The organism is Halomonas sp. 25-S5, assembly GCF_029889845.1.
In the GTDB taxonomy this organism is placed as follows: Bacteria; Pseudomonadota; Gammaproteobacteria; order Pseudomonadales; family Halomonadaceae; genus Halomonas.
This window is the reverse complement of record NZ_JARANV010000010.1, coordinates 24,674-49,241: the sequence shown is the minus strand read 5'-3', so window position 1 is coordinate 49,241 and position 24,568 is coordinate 24,674. Positions and strand designations below refer to the sequence as shown.

At 66.9% G+C, this 24,568-nt stretch carries 25 protein-coding genes; 11 read left to right on the top strand and 14 right to left on the bottom strand.

Annotation, left to right across the window (positions count from 1 at the left end):
* Positions 1-23: 23 nt before the first annotated feature.
* Positions 24-470 (bottom strand): hypothetical protein, encoded by a 447-nt coding sequence (locus tag OP498_RS09135; RefSeq protein ID WP_280549629.1) that lies wholly within the window; start codon positions 468-470, stop codon positions 24-26.
* Between the two features lie 71 nt (positions 471-541).
* Here OP498_RS09135 and OP498_RS09130 point away from each other — a divergent pair, with 71 nt between their 5' ends.
* Both OP498_RS09130 and OP498_RS09125 read left to right on the top strand, forming a co-directional pair.
* Positions 542-2,692, top strand: coding sequence for a prolyl oligopeptidase family serine peptidase (locus tag OP498_RS09130; protein WP_280553295.1), 2,151 nt, complete (start codon positions 542-544; stop codon positions 2,690-2,692).
* Between the two features lie 63 nt (positions 2,693-2,755).
* Positions 2,756-3,316 (top strand): hypothetical protein, encoded by a 561-nt coding sequence (locus tag OP498_RS09125; RefSeq protein ID WP_280553294.1) that lies wholly within the window; start codon positions 2,756-2,758, stop codon positions 3,314-3,316.
* Between the two features lie 274 nt (positions 3,317-3,590).
* Here the strand turns inward: OP498_RS09125 and OP498_RS09120 are convergent, their stop codons facing one another.
* The 8 genes from OP498_RS09120 to OP498_RS09085 all read right to left on the bottom strand — a co-directional run bounded on the left by OP498_RS09120 (position 3,591) and on the right by OP498_RS09085 (position 12,016).
* Entirely contained in the window at positions 3,591-4,040 is a 450-nt protein-coding gene (locus OP498_RS09120; protein WP_280547661.1) for a YcgN family cysteine cluster protein, read from the bottom strand.
* Between the two features lie 124 nt (positions 4,041-4,164).
* Positions 4,165-4,476 (bottom strand): YcgL domain-containing protein, encoded by a 312-nt coding sequence (locus tag OP498_RS09115; RefSeq protein WP_280553293.1) that lies wholly within the window; start codon positions 4,474-4,476, stop codon positions 4,165-4,167.
* Positions 4,466-5,599 (bottom strand): ribonuclease D, encoded by a 1,134-nt coding sequence (rnd, locus tag OP498_RS09110; protein WP_280553292.1) that lies wholly within the window; start codon positions 5,597-5,599, stop codon positions 4,466-4,468. Before rnd ends, OP498_RS09115 begins: the two co-directional genes overlap by 11 nt.
* 26 nt (positions 5,600-5,625) lie before the next feature.
* Complete coding sequence (recR, locus tag OP498_RS09105; RefSeq protein WP_280553290.1) at positions 5,626-6,231, bottom strand: recombination mediator RecR; 606 nt, start codon at positions 6,229-6,231, stop codon at positions 5,626-5,628.
* A gap of 22 nt (positions 6,232-6,253) precedes the next feature.
* The gene (locus OP498_RS09100) at positions 6,254-6,580 is read right to left on the bottom strand and encodes a YbaB/EbfC family nucleoid-associated protein (RefSeq protein WP_280547657.1); all 327 of its coding nucleotides are present in this window, start codon (positions 6,578-6,580) and stop codon (positions 6,254-6,256) included.
* Between the two features lie 46 nt (positions 6,581-6,626).
* Positions 6,627-8,477 carry a DNA polymerase III subunit gamma/tau gene (dnaX, locus tag OP498_RS09095; RefSeq protein ID WP_280547656.1) on the bottom strand — a complete coding sequence of 617 codons (1,851 nt, stop codon included), beginning with the start codon at positions 8,475-8,477 and terminating at the stop codon, positions 6,627-6,629.
* A gap of 138 nt (positions 8,478-8,615) precedes the next feature.
* On the bottom strand, positions 8,616-10,877 hold the full coding sequence (locus tag OP498_RS09090; protein ID WP_280553289.1) for an EAL domain-containing protein: 2,262 nt from the start codon (positions 10,875-10,877) through the stop codon (positions 8,616-8,618).
* Positions 10,878-11,104: 227 nt separating this feature from the next.
* Positions 11,105-12,016, bottom strand: coding sequence for a LysR family transcriptional regulator (locus OP498_RS09085; protein WP_280547654.1), 912 nt, complete (start codon positions 12,014-12,016; stop codon positions 11,105-11,107).
* Between the two features lie 106 nt (positions 12,017-12,122).
* Between OP498_RS09085 and OP498_RS09080 the strand changes: the two genes are divergently transcribed.
* The 9 genes from OP498_RS09080 (at position 12,123) to OP498_RS09040 (ending at position 20,456) form a co-directional block, all read left to right on the top strand.
* Positions 12,123-13,496 carry an aspartate aminotransferase family protein gene (locus OP498_RS09080; RefSeq protein WP_280547653.1) on the top strand — a complete coding sequence of 458 codons (1,374 nt, stop codon included), beginning with the start codon at positions 12,123-12,125 and terminating at the stop codon, positions 13,494-13,496.
* Positions 13,497-13,502: 6 nt separating this feature from the next.
* Positions 13,503-14,204, top strand: a complete 702-nt coding sequence (locus tag OP498_RS09075; protein WP_280547652.1) for a CoA transferase subunit A — start codon at positions 13,503-13,505, stop codon at positions 14,202-14,204.
* The gene (locus OP498_RS09070) at positions 14,194-14,847 is read left to right on the top strand and encodes a 3-oxoacid CoA-transferase subunit B (protein ID WP_280547651.1); all 654 of its coding nucleotides are present in this window, start codon (positions 14,194-14,196) and stop codon (positions 14,845-14,847) included. Before OP498_RS09075 ends, OP498_RS09070 begins: the two co-directional genes overlap by 11 nt.
* The gene (locus tag OP498_RS09065; RefSeq protein WP_280547650.1) at positions 14,847-16,130 is read left to right on the top strand and encodes an ArgE/DapE family deacylase; all 1,284 of its coding nucleotides are present in this window, start codon (positions 14,847-14,849) and stop codon (positions 16,128-16,130) included. Before OP498_RS09070 ends, OP498_RS09065 begins: the two co-directional genes overlap by 1 nt.
* Positions 16,127-17,305, top strand: coding sequence for an acetyl-CoA C-acyltransferase (locus OP498_RS09060; RefSeq protein WP_280547649.1), 1,179 nt, complete (start codon positions 16,127-16,129; stop codon positions 17,303-17,305). Before OP498_RS09065 ends, OP498_RS09060 begins: the two co-directional genes overlap by 4 nt.
* 122 nt (positions 17,306-17,427) lie before the next feature.
* Entirely contained in the window at positions 17,428-18,231 is an 804-nt protein-coding gene (locus OP498_RS09055) for a transporter substrate-binding domain-containing protein (RefSeq protein WP_280547648.1), read from the top strand.
* Between the two features lie 77 nt (positions 18,232-18,308).
* The gene (locus OP498_RS09050) at positions 18,309-18,965 is read left to right on the top strand and encodes an amino acid ABC transporter permease (RefSeq protein ID WP_280547647.1); all 657 of its coding nucleotides are present in this window, start codon (positions 18,309-18,311) and stop codon (positions 18,963-18,965) included.
* Between the two features lie 45 nt (positions 18,966-19,010).
* Positions 19,011-19,664 (top strand): amino acid ABC transporter permease, encoded by a 654-nt coding sequence (locus OP498_RS09045; RefSeq protein WP_280547646.1) that lies wholly within the window; start codon positions 19,011-19,013, stop codon positions 19,662-19,664.
* 36 nt (positions 19,665-19,700) lie between these two features.
* Complete coding sequence (locus OP498_RS09040) at positions 19,701-20,456, top strand: amino acid ABC transporter ATP-binding protein (RefSeq protein ID WP_280547670.1); 756 nt, start codon at positions 19,701-19,703, stop codon at positions 20,454-20,456.
* Positions 20,457-20,559: 103 nt separating this feature from the next.
* Here OP498_RS09040 and OP498_RS09035 read toward each other — a convergent pair whose 3' ends face one another.
* The 5 genes from OP498_RS09035 to OP498_RS09015 form a co-directional block, all read right to left on the bottom strand.
* Positions 20,560-21,288 carry a tellurite resistance TerB family protein gene (locus tag OP498_RS09035; protein ID WP_280553288.1) on the bottom strand — a complete coding sequence of 243 codons (729 nt, stop codon included), beginning with the start codon at positions 21,286-21,288 and terminating at the stop codon, positions 20,560-20,562.
* A gap of 183 nt (positions 21,289-21,471) precedes the next feature.
* Complete coding sequence (locus tag OP498_RS09030; RefSeq protein ID WP_280553287.1) at positions 21,472-21,618, bottom strand: hypothetical protein; 147 nt, start codon at positions 21,616-21,618, stop codon at positions 21,472-21,474.
* A gap of 11 nt (positions 21,619-21,629) precedes the next feature.
* Positions 21,630-22,424 carry an ATP-binding cassette domain-containing protein gene (locus tag OP498_RS09025; RefSeq protein ID WP_280547643.1) on the bottom strand — a complete coding sequence of 265 codons (795 nt, stop codon included), beginning with the start codon at positions 22,422-22,424 and terminating at the stop codon, positions 21,630-21,632.
* Positions 22,421-23,302 carry an ABC transporter permease gene (locus OP498_RS09020; RefSeq protein ID WP_280547642.1) on the bottom strand — a complete coding sequence of 294 codons (882 nt, stop codon included), beginning with the start codon at positions 23,300-23,302 and terminating at the stop codon, positions 22,421-22,423. Before OP498_RS09020 ends, OP498_RS09025 begins: the two co-directional genes overlap by 4 nt.
* A 47-nt stretch (positions 23,303-23,349) precedes the next feature.
* Entirely contained in the window at positions 23,350-24,312 is a 963-nt protein-coding gene (locus OP498_RS09015; RefSeq protein ID WP_280553286.1) for an ABC transporter substrate-binding protein, read from the bottom strand.
* Positions 24,313-24,568: the final 256 nt, after the last annotated feature.

Below are 24,568 nucleotides of genomic sequence, written 5' to 3'. Positions count from 1 at the left end.
CCATACCCGCCCATCGGGGCTCCTTAGCCGATCATCGGCTCCTGGCGCTGGCCCCGGCCACCGCGGCGGGGGCCGGCGGGCGCCTCGTCATGCATGTCCACGTAGTCATCGTCATCGAGGGTGTCGCGATGACGGCCACGCCACCACAACAGCAGCCCCACCAGGACCCCCAGCCCGGCCCCCACCGCGACCAGCAGGGTAGCCGGCATGAGGGCCGCGCCGTTGCGCTCGAGGAAGGCCACGGCCGCCACCACCACCGCCGGGGCGAAGCCGGAGTAGAACTCGCCTTCCTCCAGCAGCGGCAGGCGGAAATGGGCCGGCGTCCACATCACACCGGCCACCAGCCAGGTGATCACCAGCCGCGGCAACCGCGGCAGGAAGGCCAGTCCCAAGTAGCCAGTCAGCAGCACCACCAGCGACAACACGACATAGACCAGCCATAGTAGGGATATCGAATCCGAAATCAGCATCACCACCTCGCGACCTGTGCGTCCACGACGCACGTTCTTGAAAATACACTGAGTATGGTACATCTCGCGCAATGAAAGCACAGCCGCCACGTGACCAGGCCCCCGAGACGCCTGCCGATGACCCCGTCACCCGCTTGCGCCACGCCGACGACCCGGCATGGCACTGGCTGGAGAACCGCGATGATCCAACGGTCAGCGACTTCCTGGAGGCCGCCAACCAGGAGTCGCGCCGCTGGTTCGCCCCCCTCGACGACCTGGTCGAGCGCCTCTACCACGGCCACCTGGCCCGCCGCGAACTCGCCGTGCACGGGCTGAGGACGCCGCTGGATCACTACACGGTGTGGAGCGAGACGGCGGTAGACGCCGACTATCCGGTCTGGTGGCGCCATCCCAATGGCGACCCCGATGCCACGCAGTGCTTCCTCGACCTGCAGGCCAGGGCCAGCGAGCACGACTTCCTCGAGGTGGGCGACATGGCCCTCTCCCCGGACGAGGCCTGGCTGGCCTGGACCGAGGACACCCGCGGCGATGAGACCTACAGGCTCTATCTCAAGCACCTGCCCGGCGGTGAACCCAGGGTGCTGCTCGAGGAGATCGGCCCCGAGATCGGCTGGGCCGAGGATAACGCCACCCTGCTCTTCACCCGCTATGACGCCACCCAGCGCCCTGAGAGCATCTGGCGCCTGCCGCTGGAGGATGACAGGGCCGGCGAGCCGGTGCTGGTGCTGCGCGAGGAGGACCCGGAGTTCTGGCTGGGACTCGGCATGACCCGCTCCCGCGAGTGGCTGGTCCTGGAGAGCGCCTCCAAGGACACCAGCGAGAGCCACCTGATCCCCGCCCGAGCGCCGGCTACCGCGCCGCACTGCTTCCGCCCCCGGCAAAGCGGAGTGGAGTACGCCCTGGACCACCGCCCGGGCCACTTCTATGTGCTGCACAACCGCGAGGCCACCCATTTCCGGCTGGACGTGATGGCCGAGCAGCGGCTGGGCGAGGCCGACCCCGCGAGCGACTGGCAGCCGCTGATCGCCCAGCGCGACGATGACACCCTGGAGGGGGTCGACGCCTTCGACTGGGGGCTGGTGATCACCGAACGCGACCACCACGAGGCCCAGGTGCACCTGCGCGTCCTCGAGCTGGATGCCGACCACACCATCACCCGCGACGAACGGCTGCCACTGCCGGAGTTGCCCTGCAGCCTGGTACTGGGCGACACACCCCACTTCGATACCCGCCGCCTGCGACTGCGCGAGGAGTCCTTCACTCTGCCGGTGACCTGGCTCGAGCATGACCTCGACAGCGGCCAGCGGCGCCTCCTCAAGCAGCAGCCCATCCACGGCGACCTGAGGCCCGAGCAGCTGGTCTGCGAACGGCTCTGGGCGACCTCGCACGACGGTGAACGGGTCCCCGTTTCGGTGATGATGCGTGCGGACCTGGCCGGCCACCCGCTGCCCACTCTGCTGTATGGCTACGGTGCCTATGGCGAGGTGCTCGATCCCTGGTTCTCGGTCGCCCGGCTGGAACTGCTGGCACGCGGCGCGGCGTTCGCCGTAGCGCATGTGCGCGGCGGCGGCGATCGCGGCGAGCCCTGGTACCTGGCCGGCAAGCTCGAGCACAAGGCAAACAGCTTCCACGACTTCCTCGCCGCCCGCGACGCCCTGGTCGAGAAGGGCTTCAGCGATGGCGAACGCATTGCGGCCTATGGCGCCAGTGCCGGGGGGCTGCTGGTCAGCGCCAGCCTCAACCTGGCTCCGGAGGCCTTCTGTGCCGCCGTCCTCGACGTGCCCTTCGTCGACGTGCTGCGCACCATGGAGAACCCCGACCTGCCTCTCACCACCGCGGAATACACCGAATGGGGCGACCCCCGCGAACCCGAGGCACGACGGCGCATCGGCAACTACTCACCGCTGGACAACCTCTCGGCACAGCCCTGGCCGGCAGTATTCCTGCAGGGCAGTTGGCACGACACCCGGGTGCCGTACTGGGAGCCTGCCAAGCTCTATGCCCGCCTCAAGGAACTGGGCCGCGACCAGGCCGGTAAAGGCCATCCTGCGGCTGACCGCCCCGCGGATCGCCGCCCGACGGAAGGCCGCCCCATCCTCCTGCGTACCGACATGGCCGCCGGCCATGGCGGGGCCTCGGGACGCTTCAAGGCCTGGCACGATAACGCTCGCCAGGATGCCTTCATCCTCTGGGCGCTCGGGCTCGAGGGCAGAGACGCCTGATCTGCTGCTCCTGATCTGCTGATACAAGGGGACCCGGCCGATGCCGGGTCCCTTACGTACTGAATGGATGGAGACGCGTCAGCTACCACCGCCGGCACCACCGCCAGCACCACCACCGGCGCCACCACCAGCACCACCACCGGCGCCACCACCAGCACCACCACCGGCGCCACCACCGGCGCCACCGCCGGAATCACCACCAGCGCCGCCACCGGAATCACCGCCAGCACCGCCGCCGGAATCACCGGAACCACCGCCATCATCGCCGCCGCCATCATCGCCGCCGCCATCATCGCCGCCGCCATCATCGCCGCCGCCATCATCGCCGCCGCCATCATCGCCGCCGCCGTCATCGCCACCGGTCCCGCCACCGGCCACGGGCGCAGAGCCACCATCACCCACGGTGCCGGGGCCACCACTCTCGTCATTACCGGCCCCGGGGGGATAAAGCAGCAACAACTCCTCGGGGCTCTGCCGTGTCGGCAGCCACGCCAACAGTTGCTCCATCTCCTGATCGTCAAGCACCCTGCCCTCGTACAGGAGGTCGTTGAACATCGCGGCCAGTTCGTCGTTGCTGAGCGGATCCGTTCCCCATGGAGACGACTGTGCCGACGCGACGGTTGAGGCCAGGGCCCCCATCGCCACCACCAGCGTAAGCTTCCTGAAGCCTTTCATGATTCTTCCCCTCTGCGTTATCCCATGCTCCCGGGCGTTACCCGTCACATTCGCCGTGACCGTGACCAACATTCTGTTACACACAGCAAAGCATCGTAGCCGCCCATGAACTGCGCCATAGGACGGAGACATGAAACAGCTGTCACAGAAGGGTGAATCGGAATACCTACCTGGGTACGAGGGGTCTCATACGTCGCGAGATCGGCTGACGAGCCGCGTCATATCAGGCATCGATGGGCAGGATGGCGATGATGTGCTCCTCGAGCTCCTCATCGGGAACCTCGCGCTGCGAGACCGCGAAGCTGCGCACACTGATGCCCTTGCGGTGCATGCGCGCCGGGCCGCCGGCGATCAGCGGATGCCAGGCGGCGAGCTTGCGCCCTTCCGCCACCCGTCGGTAGGCACAGGACCTCGGCAGCCAGCGGAAATCGTCGATGCGCTCGGGGGTCAGTTGCGTGCAATCGGGTACTCTCGCGAAGCGATGGGCGTAGTCACTGCAGCGACAGCTGTGGATATCCAGCAGCTCGCAGGCGACGTTGAGCACCGCCAGGTCGCCGGATTCCTCGTCCTGGAACTTGAGCAGGCAGCACTGGCCACAGCCGTCACAGAGCGCTTCCCACTCCTCGTCGGTGAGTTCCTCCAGGTCGAAGCGCTCCCAGAACCGGTCTCTCATGGTCTCTCCTGCGCGGCGTCAGGCGCGATGAACGGGTTGCACGCAGCGTCGGGCGTGATCCAGTGCGTTTCGCGCGGGGCCGGGCGCGATCCGATGCGTTTCGCGCGGGGTCGGGCGCGTTAAACTAGTACCTCGCCTCGGTGGGGGTGCGATAGAGGTCCATCAGGTAGTCCTCCTTGGCCGGCGGCATCTGCAGGTAGTAGCCCTTCTCGAGGATGGCGGCCATGACGTCCGTGGCCCTGGCCAGTCCCAAGGATTTCTCGGGGGTGAGGATCAGCGTCATGGCCGGCAGCGGCTTGCCGAACCGCTCGAGCAGGGCCTGGGGCACCTCCACGAGGCCTTGGCGCTTGTCCACGTAAAGATACATCTGCTCCTGGAGCGAACTCTTGAAGACCTCGCACAGCAGCTTGTCACCGCGCATGCGGTCATCGCTCATCGGATAGCTCCTCGAGGGCCACCGTCAGGCCTGCATTCAGTCGGTCGCCGCGCCAGCTCCCGGGTAGCGGCAACGGCTGGCCCGTGAGGTCGGCGCCCACCAGGGCCTCCAGGTCACGGCGCTTCAGCAGCACCTCCGGCGCCACGCCGAGCGCCTGTGCCTCGGCATTCACCACTTTCTTCAGCGCCTTGAGGCGCTGCTTGAACGCGGGGGCCATCGGCGAGAGCGGTGCCGGCGGCAGCTCGCTCTCGTCGACGTGCAGCGCCTCACGGACCAGCCTGAGCAAGTCGTCACCCTCACGCTTGACCAGCGGCGGCTTGAGGTCTTCGACCCGGGCCAGCTCGAAGCGGTTCTCCGGTAGCTGCTCGGCGATGGCGTAGAGCAGCCGGTCGGGCACCAACCAGCCCCGTGGCACATCGCGGCGCCGGGCCTCTCCCTCGCGCCAGCGGGTCAGGCGTCGATAGGCCTCCACCTGACGCGGCGAGAGCCGCCACAGCTGGCGATGGCGCCGGTACCACTGGCCATCGGCGGCGTCGCTGCGGGCCGACAGGGCAACCAGGTCGGCACAGTCCGCCTCGACCCAGGCCCGTCGCCCCTGATGCTCCAGCGCCTCGCGCTGGTGCTGCCACACCTCCAGCAGGTAGACCACATCAAGGGCGGCATACAGCCGTTGGGTCTCGCTAAGCGGGCGCTTGAGCCAGTCGGAGCGGGTCTCGTCCTTGGGCAGGGTCTCGCCGACCCAGGTCTCCACCAGCTTCTGGTAGCCCATGGAGGGCACCTCGCCGAGCAACGACTGGGCGATCTGGGTATCCACCAGCGGCGCGACCGGCACGCCGGCCCAGTGAGCGAAGACCTCGAGGTCCTCGCTGGAGGCATGCAGCAGCTTGAGCGGTCCCGACGAGAGCAGGCGCCGGAAGGCCTCGGTACAGGCCACCTCCAGGGGGTCCACCAGAAAGGCGGGGCCGCCCGCGGCGAACTGGATCAGCGCCGGCACCGGGTGGAAGGTACTCTCGCGGAAGAACTCGGTATCCAGGGCAATGACGTCGGCCGAGGCCACCTCGGCGCAGGCGGCATCCAGGGCCTGGGGGGTATCGATCCAGCGAATCTCGGGGGTCAGTGGCATGCAGGATTCCGGCAGGGAAAGGGGCGTCACTCGCCCCGGAAGGGCAGGCGACCATTGAAGGCGCGGCTCAGGGTGCCACCGTCGACGTACTCGAGCTCACCGCCCATGGGCACACCGTAGGCCAGCCGCGTGAGCCTCACGCCGAGGGGCGAGAGCTGGGCGGCAATATAGTGGGCGGTCGCCTCGCCCTCCACGGTGGGGTTGGTGGCGAGCACCACCTCCTCCACAGCACCCTCGGCGACACGTGCCTCGAGCTGGTCGAGGCCGATATCCTCGGGGCCGATGCCGTCCAGCGGCGAGAGATGGCCATGCAGCACGAAGTAGCGGCCGCGGTAACCGCCGGCCTCCTCGATGGCCAGCTGGTCGGCGGGGGATTCCACCACGCAGAGCACATCATCGTCGCGCCGCGCACTCGTGCAGATGCTGCAGACGTCTTCCTCGGTGAGGGTCCGGCAGCGTCGGCAGTAGCCGACCTGTTCCAGCGCCACGCCCAGCGCCTCCACCAGGCGCCGGCCGCCGTCGCAGTCACGCTCGAGCAGGTGCATGGCCATGCGCTGGGCCGTCTTGGGCCCGACACCCGGCAGCACGCGCAGCGACTCCATCAGTCTCTCGACCAGCGGGGAAAAGCTCATCGGCGGTCCGTCTCGGCGTCGATCAGAAGGGCATCTTGAAGCCCGGTGGCAGGTTGAGGCCGGCCGTGGCCTCCTCCATCTTGGTCTTGGAGCTGGCCTCGACCTTGCGCACGGCGTCGTTCACGGCCGCGGCCAGCAGGTCCTCGAGCAGCTCCTTCTCCTCCTCCATGACGCTGGGGTCGATGTCGACCTTGATCACGTCATGGCGCCCGTTCATGGTCACCTTGACCATGCCGGCTCCGGCCTCGCCCAAGACCTCTGCCTTGGCGACCTCCTCCTGGACGCGCTGCATCTTCTCCTGCATCTCCTGGGCCTGCTTCATCAGGTCGCCCATTCCACCCTTCATCATGGCGGATTCCTCTCGTGGTTGGTGTGTTCGGTGGCCGCGGCGTGGCTCAACCGCGAGCCTCGGCATCGGCGGGCTTGACCGTGGATTCGATCAGGCGCGCACCGAAGGCCTGCTGCAGTTTCTGTACATGGGGGTCACGGCTCAAGGCTTCAATCGCCCCGGCATGGCGCTGGGCGGCCAGGCGGTCGGCCTGCTGCTTCGGCGTCTCGACCTCCGTAGGCAACGCCCCGGGCTCGAGTGACAGGCGACGCTCGACCCCCATGGCCGCCAGCGCCTCGCGAATGCGCGTCACGTGGACCTCGGCCCTCATGGCCTCCTGGGAGGGGTCAAGACGCAGCGTCAGCTGCTCGCCGTCGTCGGCCTCGACCATGCAGTGGGCAGCCAGGTTGCGGGTCAGCCCGCCCAGCCCCAGCGAATCGAAGCAGGTCAGCCAGTCGGCGTGGCTGAAGTGTCCGTTCGCGGGAGCCGGCGCGGAAACCGGTAGTTCGGGCGCCTGCGCCCCCGCGGTCGGCGATGCTGCTATCGCCTGCTGCCCCGGCGGCTCCGCGCCCTCCTCCTCCCGCTCGACCCAGGGGGGAGGCGCATCGTCCGGCGCCGGTGGGGGAGTGTCGGGAGGCGGGCTGGCCGCCGGACTCTTGTCGGCGGTCTCGGGCGCAGCCTGGGCAGGCCGAGGTGACGAGCTCTCCTCGGGAGCCGATCCGCCCGGTGGGGGCGGCTCCTCTCCGGCCGGTCCAGCGCCGCCGGGCTCGCCCTGGCCGCGCATGGGCAGCGGCGTCTGGGCGGGACGCGGCACACCCTGGGGGCGGAAGGCCAGCATGCGCAGCAGGGTCATCTCCAGGGCGGTGCGCAGGTCCGGAGCATGCTCCATGTCGCCACGGCCCTGGATGCCAATCTGGTAGTAGAGCTGGATGTCCTCGGCGGTGAAGCGCGCGGCCAGCGCAAGCAGCGCCTCGCGGTCGCCGTGGCCGTTGTCCACGGCGTCCGGCACCATCTGGGCGATGGCAAGGCGATGCAGCACGCCGGTGATGTCGTCCAGTACCGCGGCGAAGTCCGGCCCCTGCTCGGCCAAGGCAACCACCTCGGCGAGCAGCCGGGGGGCATCCACCGCGGCCAGGGCCTCGACCAGCGCCAGGACATGGCGATGGTCGAGGGTGCCGAGCATCGCCGCCACGTCGGCATGATGCACCTCACCCTGGCCGAAGGCGATCGCCTGGTCGGTGAGGCTCATGGCATCGCGCATGGAGCCCTCGGCGGCCTTGCCCAGCAGCCACAGGGCACTCTCCTCGAAGGGCACCCCCTCGGCCTCGAGCACCTTGGCCAGGTGGCCGACGATGCGCTCGGGCGGCATGTGCTTGAGGGTGAACTGCAGGCAGCGCGACAGCACCGTGGGCGGCAGCTTCTGCGGGTCGGTGGTCGCCAGCAGGAACTTCACATGGGGGGGCGGCTCCTCCAGGGTCTTCAGCAGGGCATTGAAGCTGCTGGTGGAGAGCATGTGCACCTCGTCGATGAGGTACACCTTGTAGCGCCCCTGGGTCGGCGCGTACTGGACGTTGTCGAGCAGCTCCCGGGTATCCTCCACCTTGGTGCGCGAGGCGGCGTCGACCTCGATCAGGTCGACGAAGCGCCCCTCGTCGATGGAGCGGCAGCTGTCACACTCGCCGCAGGGCGTCGAGGTCACCCCGGCATCGCCCTGGCCGTTCGCCGTGCAGTTCAGGCACTTGGCCAGGATCCGTGCCAGGGTGGTCTTGCCCACCCCGCGGGTCCCGGTGAACAAGTAGGCGTGGTGCAACCGCCCCTGGTCCAGGGCATTGACCAGCGCGCGCTGGACATGCTCCTGGCCGACCAGTTCATGGAAGGTACGCGGTCGCCACTTGCGGGCCAGAACCTGGTAGCTCATGCAGCGCGGGATCCTTGCGGTAAAGCGAACAGCAGCTGTGGGGTGACGGACACCGGGGCCTGCAACGACCAGGCCCGATGCCCGACTTGAACCCATCATTCTAGCGACCGGGGCGCTTCGCGGGAAGCGGCGCCCAGCTCAGGCCTCGCGAACCAGTCCCCCGCCGCCCCAGCGGTGCTCGAACTGCTCGGCGGTGAGCGGCGGACTCAGGTAGTCGCCCTGGTAGGCGGGACAACCCAGGGCCTTCAGGAAGGCCAGCTGTTCGGCAGTCTCCACCCCCTCGGCGATCACGTCCAGCCCCAGGCGCTCGGCGATCGACAGGATAGCGGCGACGATCGTCTCGTCATCGAGGTCACCCGGGACGTCGGCAACGAAGGACTGGTCGATCTTCAGGCACTGCACCGGCAGGCGCTTGAGGTAGGAGAGAGAGGAGTAGCCGGTACCGAAGTCGTCCACGGCCAGCTCGACGCCCAGCAGGCGCAAGCCATGAAGCCGCTCGAGCCCCTCGTCGGCATGGCCGATCACGAAGCCCTCGGTGATCTCGAGCTCCAGTCGCGAGGGCGACAACCCGCTCTGGTGCAGCGCGGCCCGCACGTCACCCACGATGTCCCCCTGCACCACCTGCAGCCCCGAGAGGTTGACCGAGACCCGCAGCGGCAGGCCCCTCAGCTCCCATTGCCGCGCCTGGTGACAGGCCTCCCGCAGCACCCAGCGGCCAATCGCATGGATCAGGCCGGCCTCCTCGGCCAGGGCGATGAAGCGCCCGGGACCGATCAGCTGGCCCTCGGGGGTCGTCCAGCGCACCAGGGCCTCGGCCCCGAACACCTGGTCGCCCGCCACCCTGGCCTGGGGCTGGTAATGCAGCACCAGCTCGTCACGCTCGAGGGCGCGGCGCAGCCCGGTATCCATGGCGAAACGCTCGCGGCTCGCCTCGCCCAGCTCGGGGGTGAAGAACTGCCAGGTGTTGCGCTTGAGTGCCTTGGCACCGTACATGGCGGTGTCGGCGTGCTGGATCAACTCCTCGGCGATGCGCCCGTCGCGGGGATAGAGGCTGATGCCGATGGAGGCACCGATGAAGATCTCGTGCTCGCCGATATCGAAGGGCCGCACCAGGGCATCGATCAGCTTCTGTGCCACCCGGCCGGCATCGGCAGGTTCGTGCAGATGTTCCATCACCAGCAGGAACTCGTCTCCCCCCAGCCGCCCCAGGGAGTCTCCGTCGCGCACCACCCGGCCCAGGCGCTGGCCCACCGCCTGGAGCAGGCGATCTCCCAACGGATGGCCCAGGCTGTCGTTGATGTCCTTGAAGTGGTCCAAATCGAGAAACAGCACCGCCAGCTGCCCCTGGGCCTCGTCGGCACGCTCCAGGGCCCCGTCCAGACGCTGATTGAGATGCGCCCGGTTGGGCAGGCCGGTCAGCGGATCATAGTTGGCCGAGATGCGCAGCCGCCCGGCCTGGTCGGTAATACGCGACAGCAGCGGACTGATGGTGCGTGCCGTGGCGAAGGCGCCCAGGGCCATCAGCACCAGCACCAGGATGGCGGGCCAGAGCAGCTCCTGGTAGACCGAACCGTAGAACGCCCGGGCGGGAATCTGCACCATCAGCCCCCAGCCGGGAGAGGCCAGGGGCACATGCACCAGTACCCGCTCACCCCGCCAGCCGCCCTCGCGGAACAGCCCGGCTCGTCCCCCCTCCAGGGCCTCGCGGACCCGGCCGGGAACCAGGGTCGCCGCTTCTGCCAGCGTCAACGCCCCCGCCGCATCCACCGCCAGCAAGGTCTCGCCGGTCGGACCCAGCAACCACTGCCGGGAGTTGCCAGCGAAGGACGTGGCATCGGCGAGCAGCGCCGCCATACCCGTCGTATTGAAATAGAGCACGTCGGTGCCGATGCGCTCGCTGTCCCGGGAGATGATCGGAGCCGCCACCTCCAGAAGCAGTTCATCGTCATGACGTACCAGCTGCATGCTGCCGAGCCGGGTGGCCTCCGCCAGCTCAGGACCCGGCGACGGCCAGGGCGTGCGGCCGATCGTCACCAGCGGCTGGCCCATCGGGCCCAGCCGCACCAGCCCTACCACGTCGGGGGACTGCAACATGGCATCCACCAGGCGCGGCGTGGTGAAGGCGACCAGCGACTGACGATCCACAGCCTGCTCGGCATAGCGTGCCAAGCGGCGGCGGATCTCGGTGCGGCTGGTGAACTGCCTGGCCAGGTCCCGATAGCGCGCCAGCAGGTGCTCCAGGGATTCCGCCTGGGCCGAGGCGCTGACTAGGGTGTTGGTCTCCAGCGCCTGGCGTTGGGCCTGGAACAGCGGCCAGGCCGTGGCGAGGCCCACCAGGGCCCCGGTGACCAGGATGCCGAGCATGGCCAGCAGCACGATGCGCTGCTGCGACCGTCTCATCACCGTGGATCACCCAGGAGCGGGCCGACTGCGATACCGGCACCGCGCCTCACCCGAACAGCATCGTCATACCACAGATCGTCGTGCATTATGCTTCCCGGTCCCAGGCGCTCTTCAATATTCTAGTAAAATCTCGCCCCGCGCGAACGCCAAACTTGTCGCCGGCCAGAGTGCACGGTCATCACGCTGGCAGGGTATCTCAGCGAGGAAAGGCACAGCGGTGGTCGTCAACCGGGATAGTCCCGCAGCAGGTCGCGACCACAGGCGCGGATGAAGTCCAGGGCCCGAGCATGCTTCCAGTCCTCGCGATAGACCAGCCCGAAACTGAAGTCGATCTCGGGGGTGAAAGGCAGCATCACCACCCCATCTCGCTGGGAGAGCTGGTCGGTTGCGGTGATCGGGTTCATCACGCTGATACCGACGCCATTGGCCACCAACGCGGTGATAGCCCCGATATTGGCCTCGGTCTTGCCGGCGATATGGATGCCGTGAGTGGTGGCCAGGTTGAGCAGCGGGTCGGCGCCGACATTGGGCTGGTTGCTGATCACCAGATACTGGTCCTTGAGATCGCCGATGGTCACCGCTACGCGGGTCCCCAGGGGATGGCCCTTGGGGACCAGACAACGGGCCTGGGTGGTCAGCCACTCCTCTACCCGCAGCACGCGCGAGGTGACCGGCAGCGTCACGAAGCCGATGTCGGCATGGCCAGACTCCACCTCCCGGAGCACGTCATGACTCGACATCATGTCGAAACTGATGCTGAACCCGCGGTTATCCTCGAGCAGGGCGGCCACCAGACGCGGCACGAAACCGAAGGCCAGGCCGGGGATCGCGGCAATCCGCAGCCGCGAGGTGCCGAATTCCTTGAGGGCCAGCACGCTGTGGCGAAGCTCATCGATATTGCCCATCAGGCGCAGGATCTCCTCATAGAGCTCCCGCGCTTCGGGGGTGGCCACCAGGCGGTTCTTCTCGCGCAGGAACAGCTCGAGCCCCAGATTCTGTTCCAGCTGGGACAGGGAGCGGCTGACCCCCGACTGAGTGATGCCCAGCGTCCTGGCCGCCTGCGAGGCGCTCCCGGCCTCGAACAAGGTCTTGAAGATCGCCAGCGCCTTGAGCGAGTGAATGTTGATGTCAGCCATGACTTAAACTCATCGTATTCGATAAAAACATCATATATTGAAATATCTTGTCGATGCTACCTAGACTGAGGTTATCCGACTTACACAACGACAACGGATCGACAAGATGACGGTTTCTCCCCTGTTCTACCAGGCCGGGCCCCCGCTGCCGGAAATCAGCCACGGGCGTGGCGTCTTCCTGTGGGACCATCATGGCAAGGAGTACCTCGATGGCTGCTCGGGCGCCATCTCCTGCAACCTCGGCCATGGCCGTGAGGACATCCGGGACGCCATGCTGGCCCAGCTTGACCGGGTCGCCTTCACCTACCGCACCCAGTTCGAGAATGCCCCGGCCGTGGCACTGGCCCATGCGCTGGTCAACATGACAGACGGCATGCTGGAGAAGGTCTTCTTCGTCTCCAGCGGCTCGGAGGCGGTGGAATCGGCCCTCAAGCTGGCCCGCCAGTACTTCGTTGCCCGAGGCGAATCCCGGCGCCGCCACTTCGTATCGCTGCGTCCCTCCTATCACGGCAGCACCCTGGGCGCGCTGGGTGTCACCGGCTACCAGCCCCTCGAGGCCCCGTTCACCGCCATCACTTCCAGCTCCATCAAGGTGCCGGGGCCGGATTTCTATCGCCAGAAGGACGGTGATCGTGACGCCCACATCCGCCGCGTCCTCGACGACACGCGCGCGGCGATCGAGGCAGCCGGCGGCGATACCCTCATCGCCATCGTGCTCGAGCCGGTGGGTGGGGCCAGCACCGGGGCGCGACTGGTCGACAAGGCCTACCTGGAAGGGATTCGTCGCTTGTGCGACGAGTTCGGCTGCCTGCTGATCTTCGATGAGGTTCTGAGTGGCGTCGGCCGAACGGGAACCTGGTTCGCCTACCAGCAGTGGGGCGTGACCCCGGACCTGCTCACCACTGCCAAGGGGCTGGGGGCCGGCTACTATCCGGTGGGGGCGCTGCTCGCCCGCGAGGATATCGTCGACACGGTCATGGCCAGCGGCGGCTTCCAGCACGGCCACACCTATGCCGGCAACCCGCTGGCCTGCGCGACCGCCCTGGCGGCCCTCCGCGCCATCCAGCGCGAGCACCTCCTGGACAACGTCGCTGCGCGGGGCCGGCAGCTGCAGCAGGGTCTGAATGTCCTGCAGGGGCGCCACCCCTGGATCGGCGACGTGCGCGGCCTTGGCCTTCTGTGGGGCGTCGAACTGGTCATGGACCCCGTGGCGAAGCTGCCCTTCCCCGCCGAGGCCAACCTCTTCGCCCGCATCACGGCCCTGGCCAAGGAGGAAGGCCTGCTGATCTACCCACGCCGGTCCCTCAACGGCCTGGCCGGCGACCACTTCCTGGTCAGTCCGCCCTTCACCATCAGCGAAAGCGAGACCGAGCTGCTGCTCGAACGACTCGGGATCGCGTTGGACCGCCTCGACAAGGAGGTCGTGTCGCCACTGCTCGTGAAGCTCGCCACTTCCACCGCCAACGGCATCACAGGCTGATACTCCATGACCCTGCTCAACCAGAAACTCACGGCAATCGAGACGGCCATCGCCACCATCCCGGATGGCGCCTCGATCATGGTCGGCGGCTTCGGCTCACCGGGCACCCCGTTCGCCCTGCTCGACGAGCTGCTGGCCCAGGGCCAGAGGCGCCTGACGCTGATCAAGAACGACGCCAATGAACCCGACATCGGCATCGGACGGCTGATCCGCGCCGGCCGCGTCGAGCGGCTGATCACCTCGCATATTGGTCTCAACCGGATTGCCATCGAGGAGATGAACCAGGGGCGGCTGGCCGTGGAGATGCACCCCCAGGGGCTGCTCGCCGAGAAGATCCGCTGTGCCGGTGCCGGCCACTACGGCTTTCTCACCGACATCGGCCTGGGCACCGAGATCGCAGGAAAGCGCCGCGAGATCGAGTGTGACGGCCAGACCTGGGCGATTGAACCGGCCATCCGCGCCGACGTCGCCCTGGTTCATGCCGACCTGGCCGATGCCTACGGCAATCTCGTCTACCGCGGCACCGCCATCAACTTCAATCCGCTGATGGCCATGGCGGCCGACAGGACCATCGCCCAGGCCTTCAAGGTCCAGGCCCCCGGCAGCCTGGTGCCGGAAGCCATCCACACCCCCTGCGCCTTCATCAACCAGGTCGTGCAAGTGGCTACCGCCAGCAGTGAACAGGGGAGGAGTGTCCATGCCGTCTGATCAGGACAGGATTCTCGCCCGCGCCGCCCGTGAGGTGGTCTCCGGCCAGATCGTCAACCTCGGCATCGGCCTGCCCACCCGGCTGTTTCATTACCTGCCCACGGAGATGGAGGTCCTGATCCACTCGGAGAACGGCGTGCTGGGCTGCCAGCCCCTGGCCCCGGGCAGCGAAGCCGACCTCGAGATGATCGACTCGGGAGGGGCCTATATCGGCACCCGGCCAGGGGCCAGCGTGTTCGACAGCGCCCTCTCCTTCGCCATGATCCGGCGCAGCCGGGTGGACATCACCTTCATGGGCGCCTTCGAGGTCGACCAGTTGGGCAACCTGGCCAACTGGAAGATTCCCGGCAAGTTCTCCCCGGGCATCGGCGGGGCCATGGAGCTGGCTCAGAAGGTCGATCGGCTGGTGGTGCTCTGCTCGCACAACGACAAGCACGGCAATCCCAAGATCCTCCGGCAATGCCGGCTACCGCTGACGGCGCCGCGCTGCGTGTCGCGGATCATCACCGACAAGGCCGTGATGGAAGTGACCGATGCCGGGCTCGAGGTGATCGATATCGCCGAGGGGCTGGAGGTGGCGGCATTGCGCGCCGCCACCGAGGCCGAACTGATCATCGACGAACAGCGACTGGGGAGATTCTGATGCTGGATGCCACCGAGAAGCGCATCGTCGCCGCCTGCGAGGCGCTCATGGACGACACCCTGGCGCTGACCCGGGACCTGGTCCGCGGCTACAGCGTGCTGGGTCAGGAACAGGACGCCCTGACCACCATGGAAGGCTGGTTCGAGCGCCTGGACCTGTCGACGGAGCGCGTCCCCCTGGATGCCCCGGACTTCGCCGACCATCCCCACCGGGCGCCGACCGAGTGGTCGAGCGCGGGCCGCTACAACCTGGTCTCGCGCCTCAACCCCGGGGCCGACCACCCCCACCTGGTGCTCAACGGGCACCTGGACGTGGTGCCCGCCGAGCCCACCGCCATGTGGACGCGGCCCCCGTGGGAGCCCTGGGAGCAAGACGGCTGGCTCTATGGCCGCGGCGCCGGCGACATGAAGGCCGGCATCGCCGCCATGGTCATGGCGGTGCAGGCCGTGCGCGAGGCCGGCGTGGCGATCGACTTCCCGCTGACGCTGCAGACGGTGATCGAGGAGGAGTGCACCGGCAACGGCGCCCTGGCCTGTCTCCACCAGGGCTACCACGGCGACTTTGTGCTGATTCCCGAGCCCTTCGGTGCCCGAATCTACAGTGGGCAGGTCGGCGTGCTGTGGTTCCGCCTGCGTATCGAGGGCGTACCGGCCCACGTGCTGGACACCCGCGCCGGCAGCAACGCCATCGAAACGCTGCAGGGCTACCTGCCGGCCTTCAAGGCACTGGAGGAGGAGATCAATGCCCTGCCCCGCCCGGCGCCGTATGACGCCCTGGATCATCCCTTCAACCTGAGCATCGGCCGGATCGAAGGCGGGAACTGGGCCTCCAGCGTGCCGGCCCATGCCGTCCTCGAGGGGCGGGTCGGCTTCCCGCCGGGCATGACCGCGGACGAGATCATGGCGCGCGTTCGCCAGGTCGTCATCGGCCGCCATGCCGAACTCGACGACGGCAGCCCGGCACCCCAGGTGGCGTTCCACGGCTTTCGCTCCGAGGGCCACCTGGTCGACCTGGAGACGCCGGAGATCCGCCTGCTGGCGCGCTGTCACGAGGATCTGGTCGGCGAGCCGCCCGCCCACTACCTCTCGACCTGCACCACCGATCTACGTGCCTTCCAGGTGTCGGGTGGCATCAACGGTACCTGCTATGGCCCGGTCGCCCAGCGCATCCATGGGGTCGACGAGTGCGTCGAGATCGATTCCATCCGCCGGGTGCTGACCACCTACGCGCTGTTCATTCATCGCTGGGCTCGCCTGGCGGACACCGGGAGGAACGACGCATGAGCGATGCCTATCTGGTCGACTATGCCCGCACTGCCTTCACCCGCGCTCACCCCCGCAAGCCAGAGGTCGACGCCTGGTCGGGACAGCGCGGCGATGCCCTGCTGGGCCTGGTCATCGATGCCCTGCTGACCCGCAGCAACCTCGAAGGTGACGCCATCGAGGATCTGAGCGTCGGCTGTGCGCTACCCGTCAAGGAGCAGTGGAGCTTCGGCGGGCGCTATCCCCAGTGGCTCTCCCGGCTGGGCCTGGGCTGTGCCTCGCGCCAGATCGACCAGCAGTGCGGTTCAAGCCTGGCGGCCCTGCGCGGCACGGTCCGCGAGGTCCAGGCCGGCACCATCCAGGCCGGGCTGGCAGGCGGCTTCGAGAACATGTCGAGAGTGCCGATGGGCCCAAGCCTGTTCCAGGAAGGCATCCTGACGGTGCCGGAGACCCTGCAGAAGGCCGAGGGACTCGACCTCGGCGTGGCCATGAACATGGGCCTGACCGCCGAACGGCTGGCCCGGGAGAGCGGCATCTCCCGGGAGGCCATGGATGCCTTCGCCCTGCGCTCCCATCAGCGGGCCGCCCAGGCCGAGCAGGCCGGATGGTTCGACGGCGAGCGGCTGGCGCTGACTAACCCGGCCGGCGAAGTCGTTGAACGCGACGCCAACATCCGCCCCGACACCACCCTCGAACGCCTGGCCGGTCTCGACCCGGCGTTCGTCGAGGGCGGCCAGGTCACCGCCGGCAACAGCTCACCGTTGACCTCCGGGGCTGGCGCGGCCCTGGTGATGAGCGAATCCGCCATGGGTCGGCACGGCCTCACACCCCTGGCCAGGGTCGTCGAGGTGGTGGACTGCGGCGTGATGCCGGAGCGTATGGGTGCCGGGGCAGCCAAGGCCATCGAGCGAGCGCTGACCGCTACCGGCCTACGAGTCGACGATATCGATGCCTGGGAGATCAACGAGGCCTTCAGCGTCGTGCCGCTCTACGCCATGGATTCGCTGGGCCTCGACCCCGAGCGCGTCAACGTCTTCGGCGGGGCGCTCGCGCTGGGCCATCCCCTGGGCGCCACCGGCATCCGGCTGGCCGGCACCCTGGCGCGCACCCTGCAGCACCGACAGGGACGCTTCGGCTGTGCCGCCGCCTGCATCGGCGGCGGCCAGGGCATCGCCCTGCTGCTCGAGCGGATGTGACAGCCACAGACAAAGCTTGCTAGTTTCAAACTGTAACGTTCATTAACGACCGGGAGGTGGCACCACCAACGACGAGAGTTCGAAGCTCCACAACACAACTTCAACAACGAGCAGGCATTGATATGAAAATCGACAAATCATCATTCTACCGTCCCTTCGTCGGCGCCCTGGCGCTGCTGGGCGCCCTTTCCGTGGTCAGCTTGCCGGCCCAGGCCCGGGATCTTGCCGAGATCCAGGACGACGTCTTCCAGGTCGCCAATTCCGGCGCCTATCCTCCCTTCAGCTTCGTGGATACGCAAGGCAACCTCGTCGGATTCGACGTGGACATCGCCGAGGCCCTGGCCGACAAGATGGGCGTCGAAGTCAACATCCAGACCTCGCCCTGGAACGGCATCGTCGCCGCCCTGGCCGGCGGTCGCTTCGATGCCTGTATCTGCAGCATGAGTGCCACCGAAGAGCGCCGAAAGGCCGTCGACTTTACCAACTCCTACTATCGCTCGGGACTCTCCATCTGGGTGCGGGAAGAGACCGATGACGTCTCGAGCATCGCTGACTTCGAAGGCAAGCGAGTGGGCTCGACACTCGGCGAGACCGGCAATCAGTGGGCTACCGAGAAAGCCGAGGGAAGGTGGCGCAACCAGACCTTCCAGGGGCTGCCCGACATGCTCAATGCCCTCACCACCGGGCGCATCGATGTCATGGTGGCCGATGACATCCCCGTCTACGTGGCACTCAACGAGAAGGACCTGCCCATCAAGCAGGTCGATGTGGGCGAGCTGCCCCGCTTCCCGGCCGCCATCGCCGTCCAGAAAGGCTCTCCGCAGCTCAAGGAGGCGCTCAACACGGCGCTGGCCGAGATCCGGACGGATGGCACCTACCAGGAGATCGTCGATAGATGGATCGGCCCGGGGGTCGAATTCAACTGATGGAATCGACACAGCAGGGCTTGCGCCCTGCTGTCCCCGCACCTTCCTGACAACACGACAACAAGATAGAAGGGATCATGGACATCAATCTGATGATCGAGATCGCGCCGCTGTTGGTGAAGGCGGCCTGGGTCACCGTCGACATTTCCGCGCGCGCCCTGTTTTTCGGTTTCTTTATCGCCTCGGCACTGGTGGCACTGCGCACCTCGCGAATCCCGCCCGTTCGCTGGCTGGCCCGCGCCTATATCAGCGTGGTGCGCGGCACGCCCTATTTCGTGCAGCTGCTGCTGATCTTCTACGGCGGGCCCGCCATCGGCCTGCGCCTGGACCCCTTCACCTGCGGTGTAGTGGTCGGCGCCTTCAACATCGGGGCCTACATGAGCGAAGCCATGCGCGGCGCCATCGAGTCAGTGGACAGTGGCCAGAACGAGGCATCGAGATCGCTGGGCTTCGGTCGCCTGGCAACCCTGCAGCACATCATCCTGCCCCAGGCGGCCCCCCTGATGATCCGCTCGGTCGGGGTGCTGGCCATCATCCTGGTCAAGAACTCCTCGCTGGTATCGATCATCTCGGTGGTCGAGCTGACCTATCAGGCCCAGCGGCTGATCGGCTCCACCTACAAGCCCCTGGAAGTCTTCACGCTCAGCGCCCTGATGTACATCGTCATCATCTATGCGGTCATGGGCATCGTGGAGTTCCTCTACCGCCGGGCCACGCGCTACACCTTCCTGTAACACTTGCCGGGCGCCTTGCCGGGCCACAACAACCAGGATAGCCCCATGGAATTCGACTTCAGTCCCGTCATTGACTACTGGCCCACCCTGCTCCAGGGCGTCGGCGTCACCCTGCTGATCGGCCTGGCAGTCGCTGTCATGTCGATAATCGGCGGCCAGATCGTGGCAGTCATCACGCTGTATACCCGCAAGATGGTGAACTGGCCGCTACGCTTCTTCATCTGGCTGTTCATGACCACACCGCTGCTGCTGCAACTGTATTTCCTTTATTTCGGGATTGGTGAGTGGATACTCATACCGGCGATCGTGGTGGGGGTTCTGGGCCTGGGCTTTCACTACATGGCCTATAACGCCGATATCTTCATCGCTACCATCAAGTCAGTCTCGAGCGGCCAGTACGAGGCATCTCGCTCGCTGGGTTTCGGCCACATCAGGACGCTCCTCTACATCATTCTTCCCCAAGCCTTCTATCGTGCCCTGCCCCAGCTGAGCAACAACATGATCATCATGGTCAAGGATATCTCGGTGCTGTCGGCCATCGGCATCGGCGAGATGGTATATGCCTCGCAGTACGCCATCAGCGTGACCTTCCGCCCCTTCGAGTTCTACATCACCATCGCCGTCATCTACTACCTGATCAATCTGATGATGGAAGCCGGCCAGACGTGGATCGAGCGTCGTGCCGCCTATCGCAGCTAACGAGGACGTCACATGACACAGACAACAGAGACCCCGATGGTCGAACTCAAGGGGATCAAGAAACGCTTCGGTGACCTGGAAGTGCTCAAGGGCATCGACCTCAGCGTAGATCGCGGCAAGATCATCTCCATCATCGGCCCATCAGGCTCGGGCAAGAGCACCCTGCTGCGCTCTGTCAACAACCTGGAAGTGATCGACGAGGGCAGCATCATGCTGGATGGCGTTCAGGTCAATCGGCCCGACCTGAAGGGCCTTGCCTACGAGAAGCACATCAACCATATCCGCCAGAACATGGGCATGGTGTTCCAGCACTTCAATCTGTTTCCCCACCTTTCGACACTGGAAAACGTGACGTTGGCGCCCAGGAAGCTCAAGGGAATGAGCGCCAATGAGGCTCGGGAGCTGGGTATGGAGCTGCTTGAGCGCGTGGGCCTGGCGGACAAGGCACAGGCCTACCCGAGTGCGCTCTCCGGGGGCCAGAAACAGCGGGTGGCCATCGCCCGGGCGCTGGCCATGCGGCCCAAAGTCATGCTCTTCGACGAGGCCACCTCGGCGCTCGACCCCGAACTGGTCGAGGAGGTAAACCTCGTCATGAAGGGGCTGGCCGAGGAGCATATGACCATGCTGATCGTCACCCACGAGATGACCTTCGCTCGCGACGTTTCCGACTGGGCGATGTTCATGGATGGTGGCGTGGTGGTCGAGGCCAACACCCCCGATCACCTGTTCAGCCATCCCGACCAGGAACGCACCCAACACTTCCTGCGCAAGCACCTGGGGGCACAGGCTTGAGTGGAACGATGCTGACCATCAAGCGCCTGGTGCATGCCGTCGGTGACCATACGGCGTGGGCGCATGAGGCAACTTCTGCGCCCTTGCTGTGTGTGGGTCTACTTCAAGCCCCCAGCGCCTGGCGTTCAATTTCCTGCCTCACGCCTTCATCCAGGCCCAGCGCGCCGCCCAGCTGGTCGAGCCAGGCCCGCTCCATGGGATTCTGGTCGTCGGCCACTGCCACGCTGATCAGGTACATCTCGCGGGCGGCCTGGGGCGAGTCCGCATGCCGGGCCAGCCCCTCGGCGTCCAGCGGCGCCTCGAGCTGGCGCTGCACCCAGTCGTGCAGCTCGGCATCCGCGCCCAGGTCATCGATCTGCTCACTGATCAGGGCACGCTCGCGGTCGTCGATGTGGCCATCGGCCCGCGCCGCCATGATCACCGCCTGCAGCAGCTCCAGGCTGCGCTGATCCTGCGCCTTGCCCCCCAACTGCTCAATGGCATGGCCCTCCCGGGCAGTATCGGCCTGAGCATCGCTGCGCGAGTTCTGCCAGGCCTTCCAGGCCAGCGCACCGACGCCGGCAATGGCACCATACTTGAGGGCCTTGCCACCCAGCTTGCGACCACGCTTCGAGCCGACCAGCAGCCCCAGGGCGCCGCCGCCGAGCAGGCTCTTCACATCGACACCGTCCCCTTTTCTCTTTCCAGTCTCTCGGGCGCCGCCACCGCCGAGCTGCGAGGAGAGGCTATCGATCATCCCCTGGACATCCAGGCCGCTACCCGATTGGCCGTTGCCCTGCCGACCACCGCCGGCCTGCTTCATGATCTGTTCGAGGATACGGCTCGCGTTCATGCTGGTTCGCTCCCGGTAACATGCTGGAAAGTGCCCGTGGGCGGCACCGCTCTTGATATGGGGAACGAGAACAGCACCCCTCGTCGTCGCTGAGCAGTATGCCGCGCGACAGGCGTCACAGAACGGACTTCAGGGGAAGGCGAGGGTCGTGCATGACCAAACCCGATGCCTGCCTGGAACCGATCATTCTAGCGGCCGGGGCGCCCTGCGCAAGCCAGCCAGTAGCATGTCGACCCGCTCCGGGCACTCCCAGGATATCACCAGCTGGCCGCCGTCGAGCACCGCCCGGGTGCGCCGGGCCTTGGTGGTCTCGGAGTGAACGCTACGCATGGCGTGTCTGCTCAGCCCAGCAGCAGCGAGTCGTCGTCGACCTGCCCGCCCCGGGCGCGCTCGAAGAGCTTGAGCAGGTCCGGCACGTCGAGGCCGGCGCGCTGCTCGCCCCTGACGTCGAAAGCCACCTCGCCCTGGTCCATCATGATGGTGCGGTGCCCAACATCTAGCGCCTGACGCATGCTGTGGGTCACCATCAGGGCGGTGAGGCGCTGCTCGCGGATGATGTCGGCGGAGAGCTCCAGCACGAAACTGGCGATGCGCGGATCCAGCGCCGCAGTGTGCTCATCGAGGAGCAGGATCTCCATGGGCTGCAGCGCCGCCATCAGCAGGCTGACCGCCTGGCGCTGGCCGCCGGAGAGCAGGCCGATGCTGTCGTCGAGGCGATCCTCCAGCCCCAGCCCCAGCCTGGCCAGGTTGTCGCGCAGGCGGCGGCGCAGCGCGCCGTCCAGCGCCCGCCCCAGGCGCCGACGTCGCCCGCGGGCGAAAGCCAGGGCCATGTTCTCCTCGAGGGTGAGGGTGCCGCAGGTACCGGCCAGCGGGTCCTGGTAGACCCGCGCCACCAGGTCGGAGCGCCGGAAGGCGGGCAGGCGGGTGACATCGCGGCCGCCGATCAACACCCGTCCGGGCTGGGCGATGATCTCGCCGGCCAGCACGTTGAGCAGGGTCGACTTGCCGGCGCCGTTGCCGCCGATCACGGTGACGAACTCGCCCTCGTCGATGGTCAGGTCGATCCCCTTGAGGACATGGTTCTCCAGCGGCGTGCCGGGGTTGAAGGTGACGTGGATGTCGTGGAGCTCGATCATGCGGCGCGCCTCCTGCGTTTGAACCGCGGCAGCACCAGGGCGAAACCGACCAGCAGCGCGGTGACCAGGTTGAGGTCCTGGGCCTGCAGGCCGATGAAGTCGGCATTGAGGGCCACCGCCACCATCAGGCGATAGAGAATGGAACCGAAGATGCAGGCCAGGGTGGCCACCAGGATGGTGCGCCCGGGAATCAGCGACTGGCCGCCGATCACCGCCGCCAGCCCCACCACGATGGTACCCACGCCCATGGTCACGTCGGCGCTGCCCTGGCTCTGGGCGAACAGCGCACCGCCCAGCGCCACCAGGGCGTTGGAGAGGGCCATGCCGGCCAGCACCATCACCGAGGTGTTGATGCCGTTGCCTGAGGCCATGCGCGGGTTCTCGCCGGTGGCGCGCATCGCCAGGCCCACCTCGCTGGTGAGGAAACGGTTGAGCAGCACGGTCACCACGGCGAGCCACGCCAGGATCGCCAGCGGATAGACGATGTAGCGGCTCAGCGGCAGCGTCTCCAGCGGGGTGAAGATGGTGCTCTCGGTGAGCAGGGCGATGTTGGGCCGCCCCATCACCCGCAGGTTGATGGAGTAGAGCGCGATCATCGACAGGATCGACGCCAGCAGGTTGAGGATCTTGAGCTTCACCGCCATCCAGGCGGTGACGATGCCGGCCATGCCACCGGCGATCACGGCCAGGGCCGTGCCCACCCAGGGGTTGCCGCCGCCCACGATCCATACCGCCGCCACGGCGGCACCCAGCGGGAAGCTGCCATCGACGGTGAGGTCGGGGAAGTCGAGGACGCGGAAGGAGAGATAGACGCCGAGGGCGACAAAACCGAAGATGAGGCCAAGCTCGATGGCCCCGAGAAACGCGATAAGACTCATGAATGCTTTCCATAACGGGGAGAGTCGCCCCTCCCCGGTGACATGCCTCAGTCGAAGATCTCGACCGCCTGCTCTTCGAACTCGGCCGGGATCCCGTAGCCGATCTGATCGGCGGCGCCGCGGTTGAGGATCAGCTCCAGCTTCTCCACGGTGCCCACCGGCAGATCGCCGGCCTTCTCGCCGCCCAGGATGCGGGCCATCATCGCGCCGGTCTGGCGGCCCATGTCGTAGTAGCTGAAGCCCAGGGAGGCCAGGGCGCCGCGCTCCACCGAGGAGTTGTCGCCGGTGAACACCGGGATGTCGGCGTCGTAACTCACCTTGAGCACGCTCTCCAGGGCGGAGACCACAGTGTTGTCCACCGGCACATAGATGGCGTCCACGCGACCGGCCAGGCTGCGCGCCGCGCCCATCACCTCGGAGGTGCGCGAGGCGGTCACCTCGACCAGCTCGAAGCCGAGCTCGGGGGCCATCGCCTGGAGCTTCTCGGCCTGGGAGACGGAGTTCGCCTCGCCGGGGTTATAGAGGATGCCGAGACGCTCGGCCTCGGGGAACATATCGCGGATCAGCTGCAGCTGCGCCTGCAGCGGCGGCGCGTCGACCACGCCAGTGATATGGCCGCCGGGCGCGTCCATGTCGTTCACCAGCTTGGCCAGCAGCGGGTCGGTGACCGCGGTAAAGACGATGGGGATGTCGTCCTGCAGCGCCGAGGCCGCGGCCTGGGCCGAAGGGGTGCTGATCGCCAGCACCAGGTCGGGGCGGTCGCCGGCGAACTTGCGGGCGATCTGGGCGGCGATGGTGGGATTACCCTGGGCGTTCTGGAAGTCGATCTCGAGATTCTCCCCCTCGACATAACCGCGCTCGGCCAGCTCGTCCAAGGCCCCCTGGCGACTGGCGTCCAGCGCCGGGTGCTCGACGATCTGGGTGATGCCAAGGTTGACGGTCTCGGCCTGAGCCACCCCGGCCATCAGCATGGAGCACAGTACCGCGGAGAGGATTGGACGCCGCATCATGGTGTTCCCTCTTTTTTGTGGAGTTGAAAAACCGTGCCTACACATTTGCACCTTAGCGTGCTTCCCCACCGTGGCCAATAGGAGCATACAACGAACGTCAGTCTCCTGGGCCTTTGCCGCCCTCGTTACAGGATGGCAGGAAACGCATCGCCCGACGCGCCATGAGCAAACGCAGCGGATGATAGCGAGCTGCAATAACCCCTGGCGGATTTTACTATCACAAGCAGGCACAAGCAGGAGGGGTTGCCGCACCGAA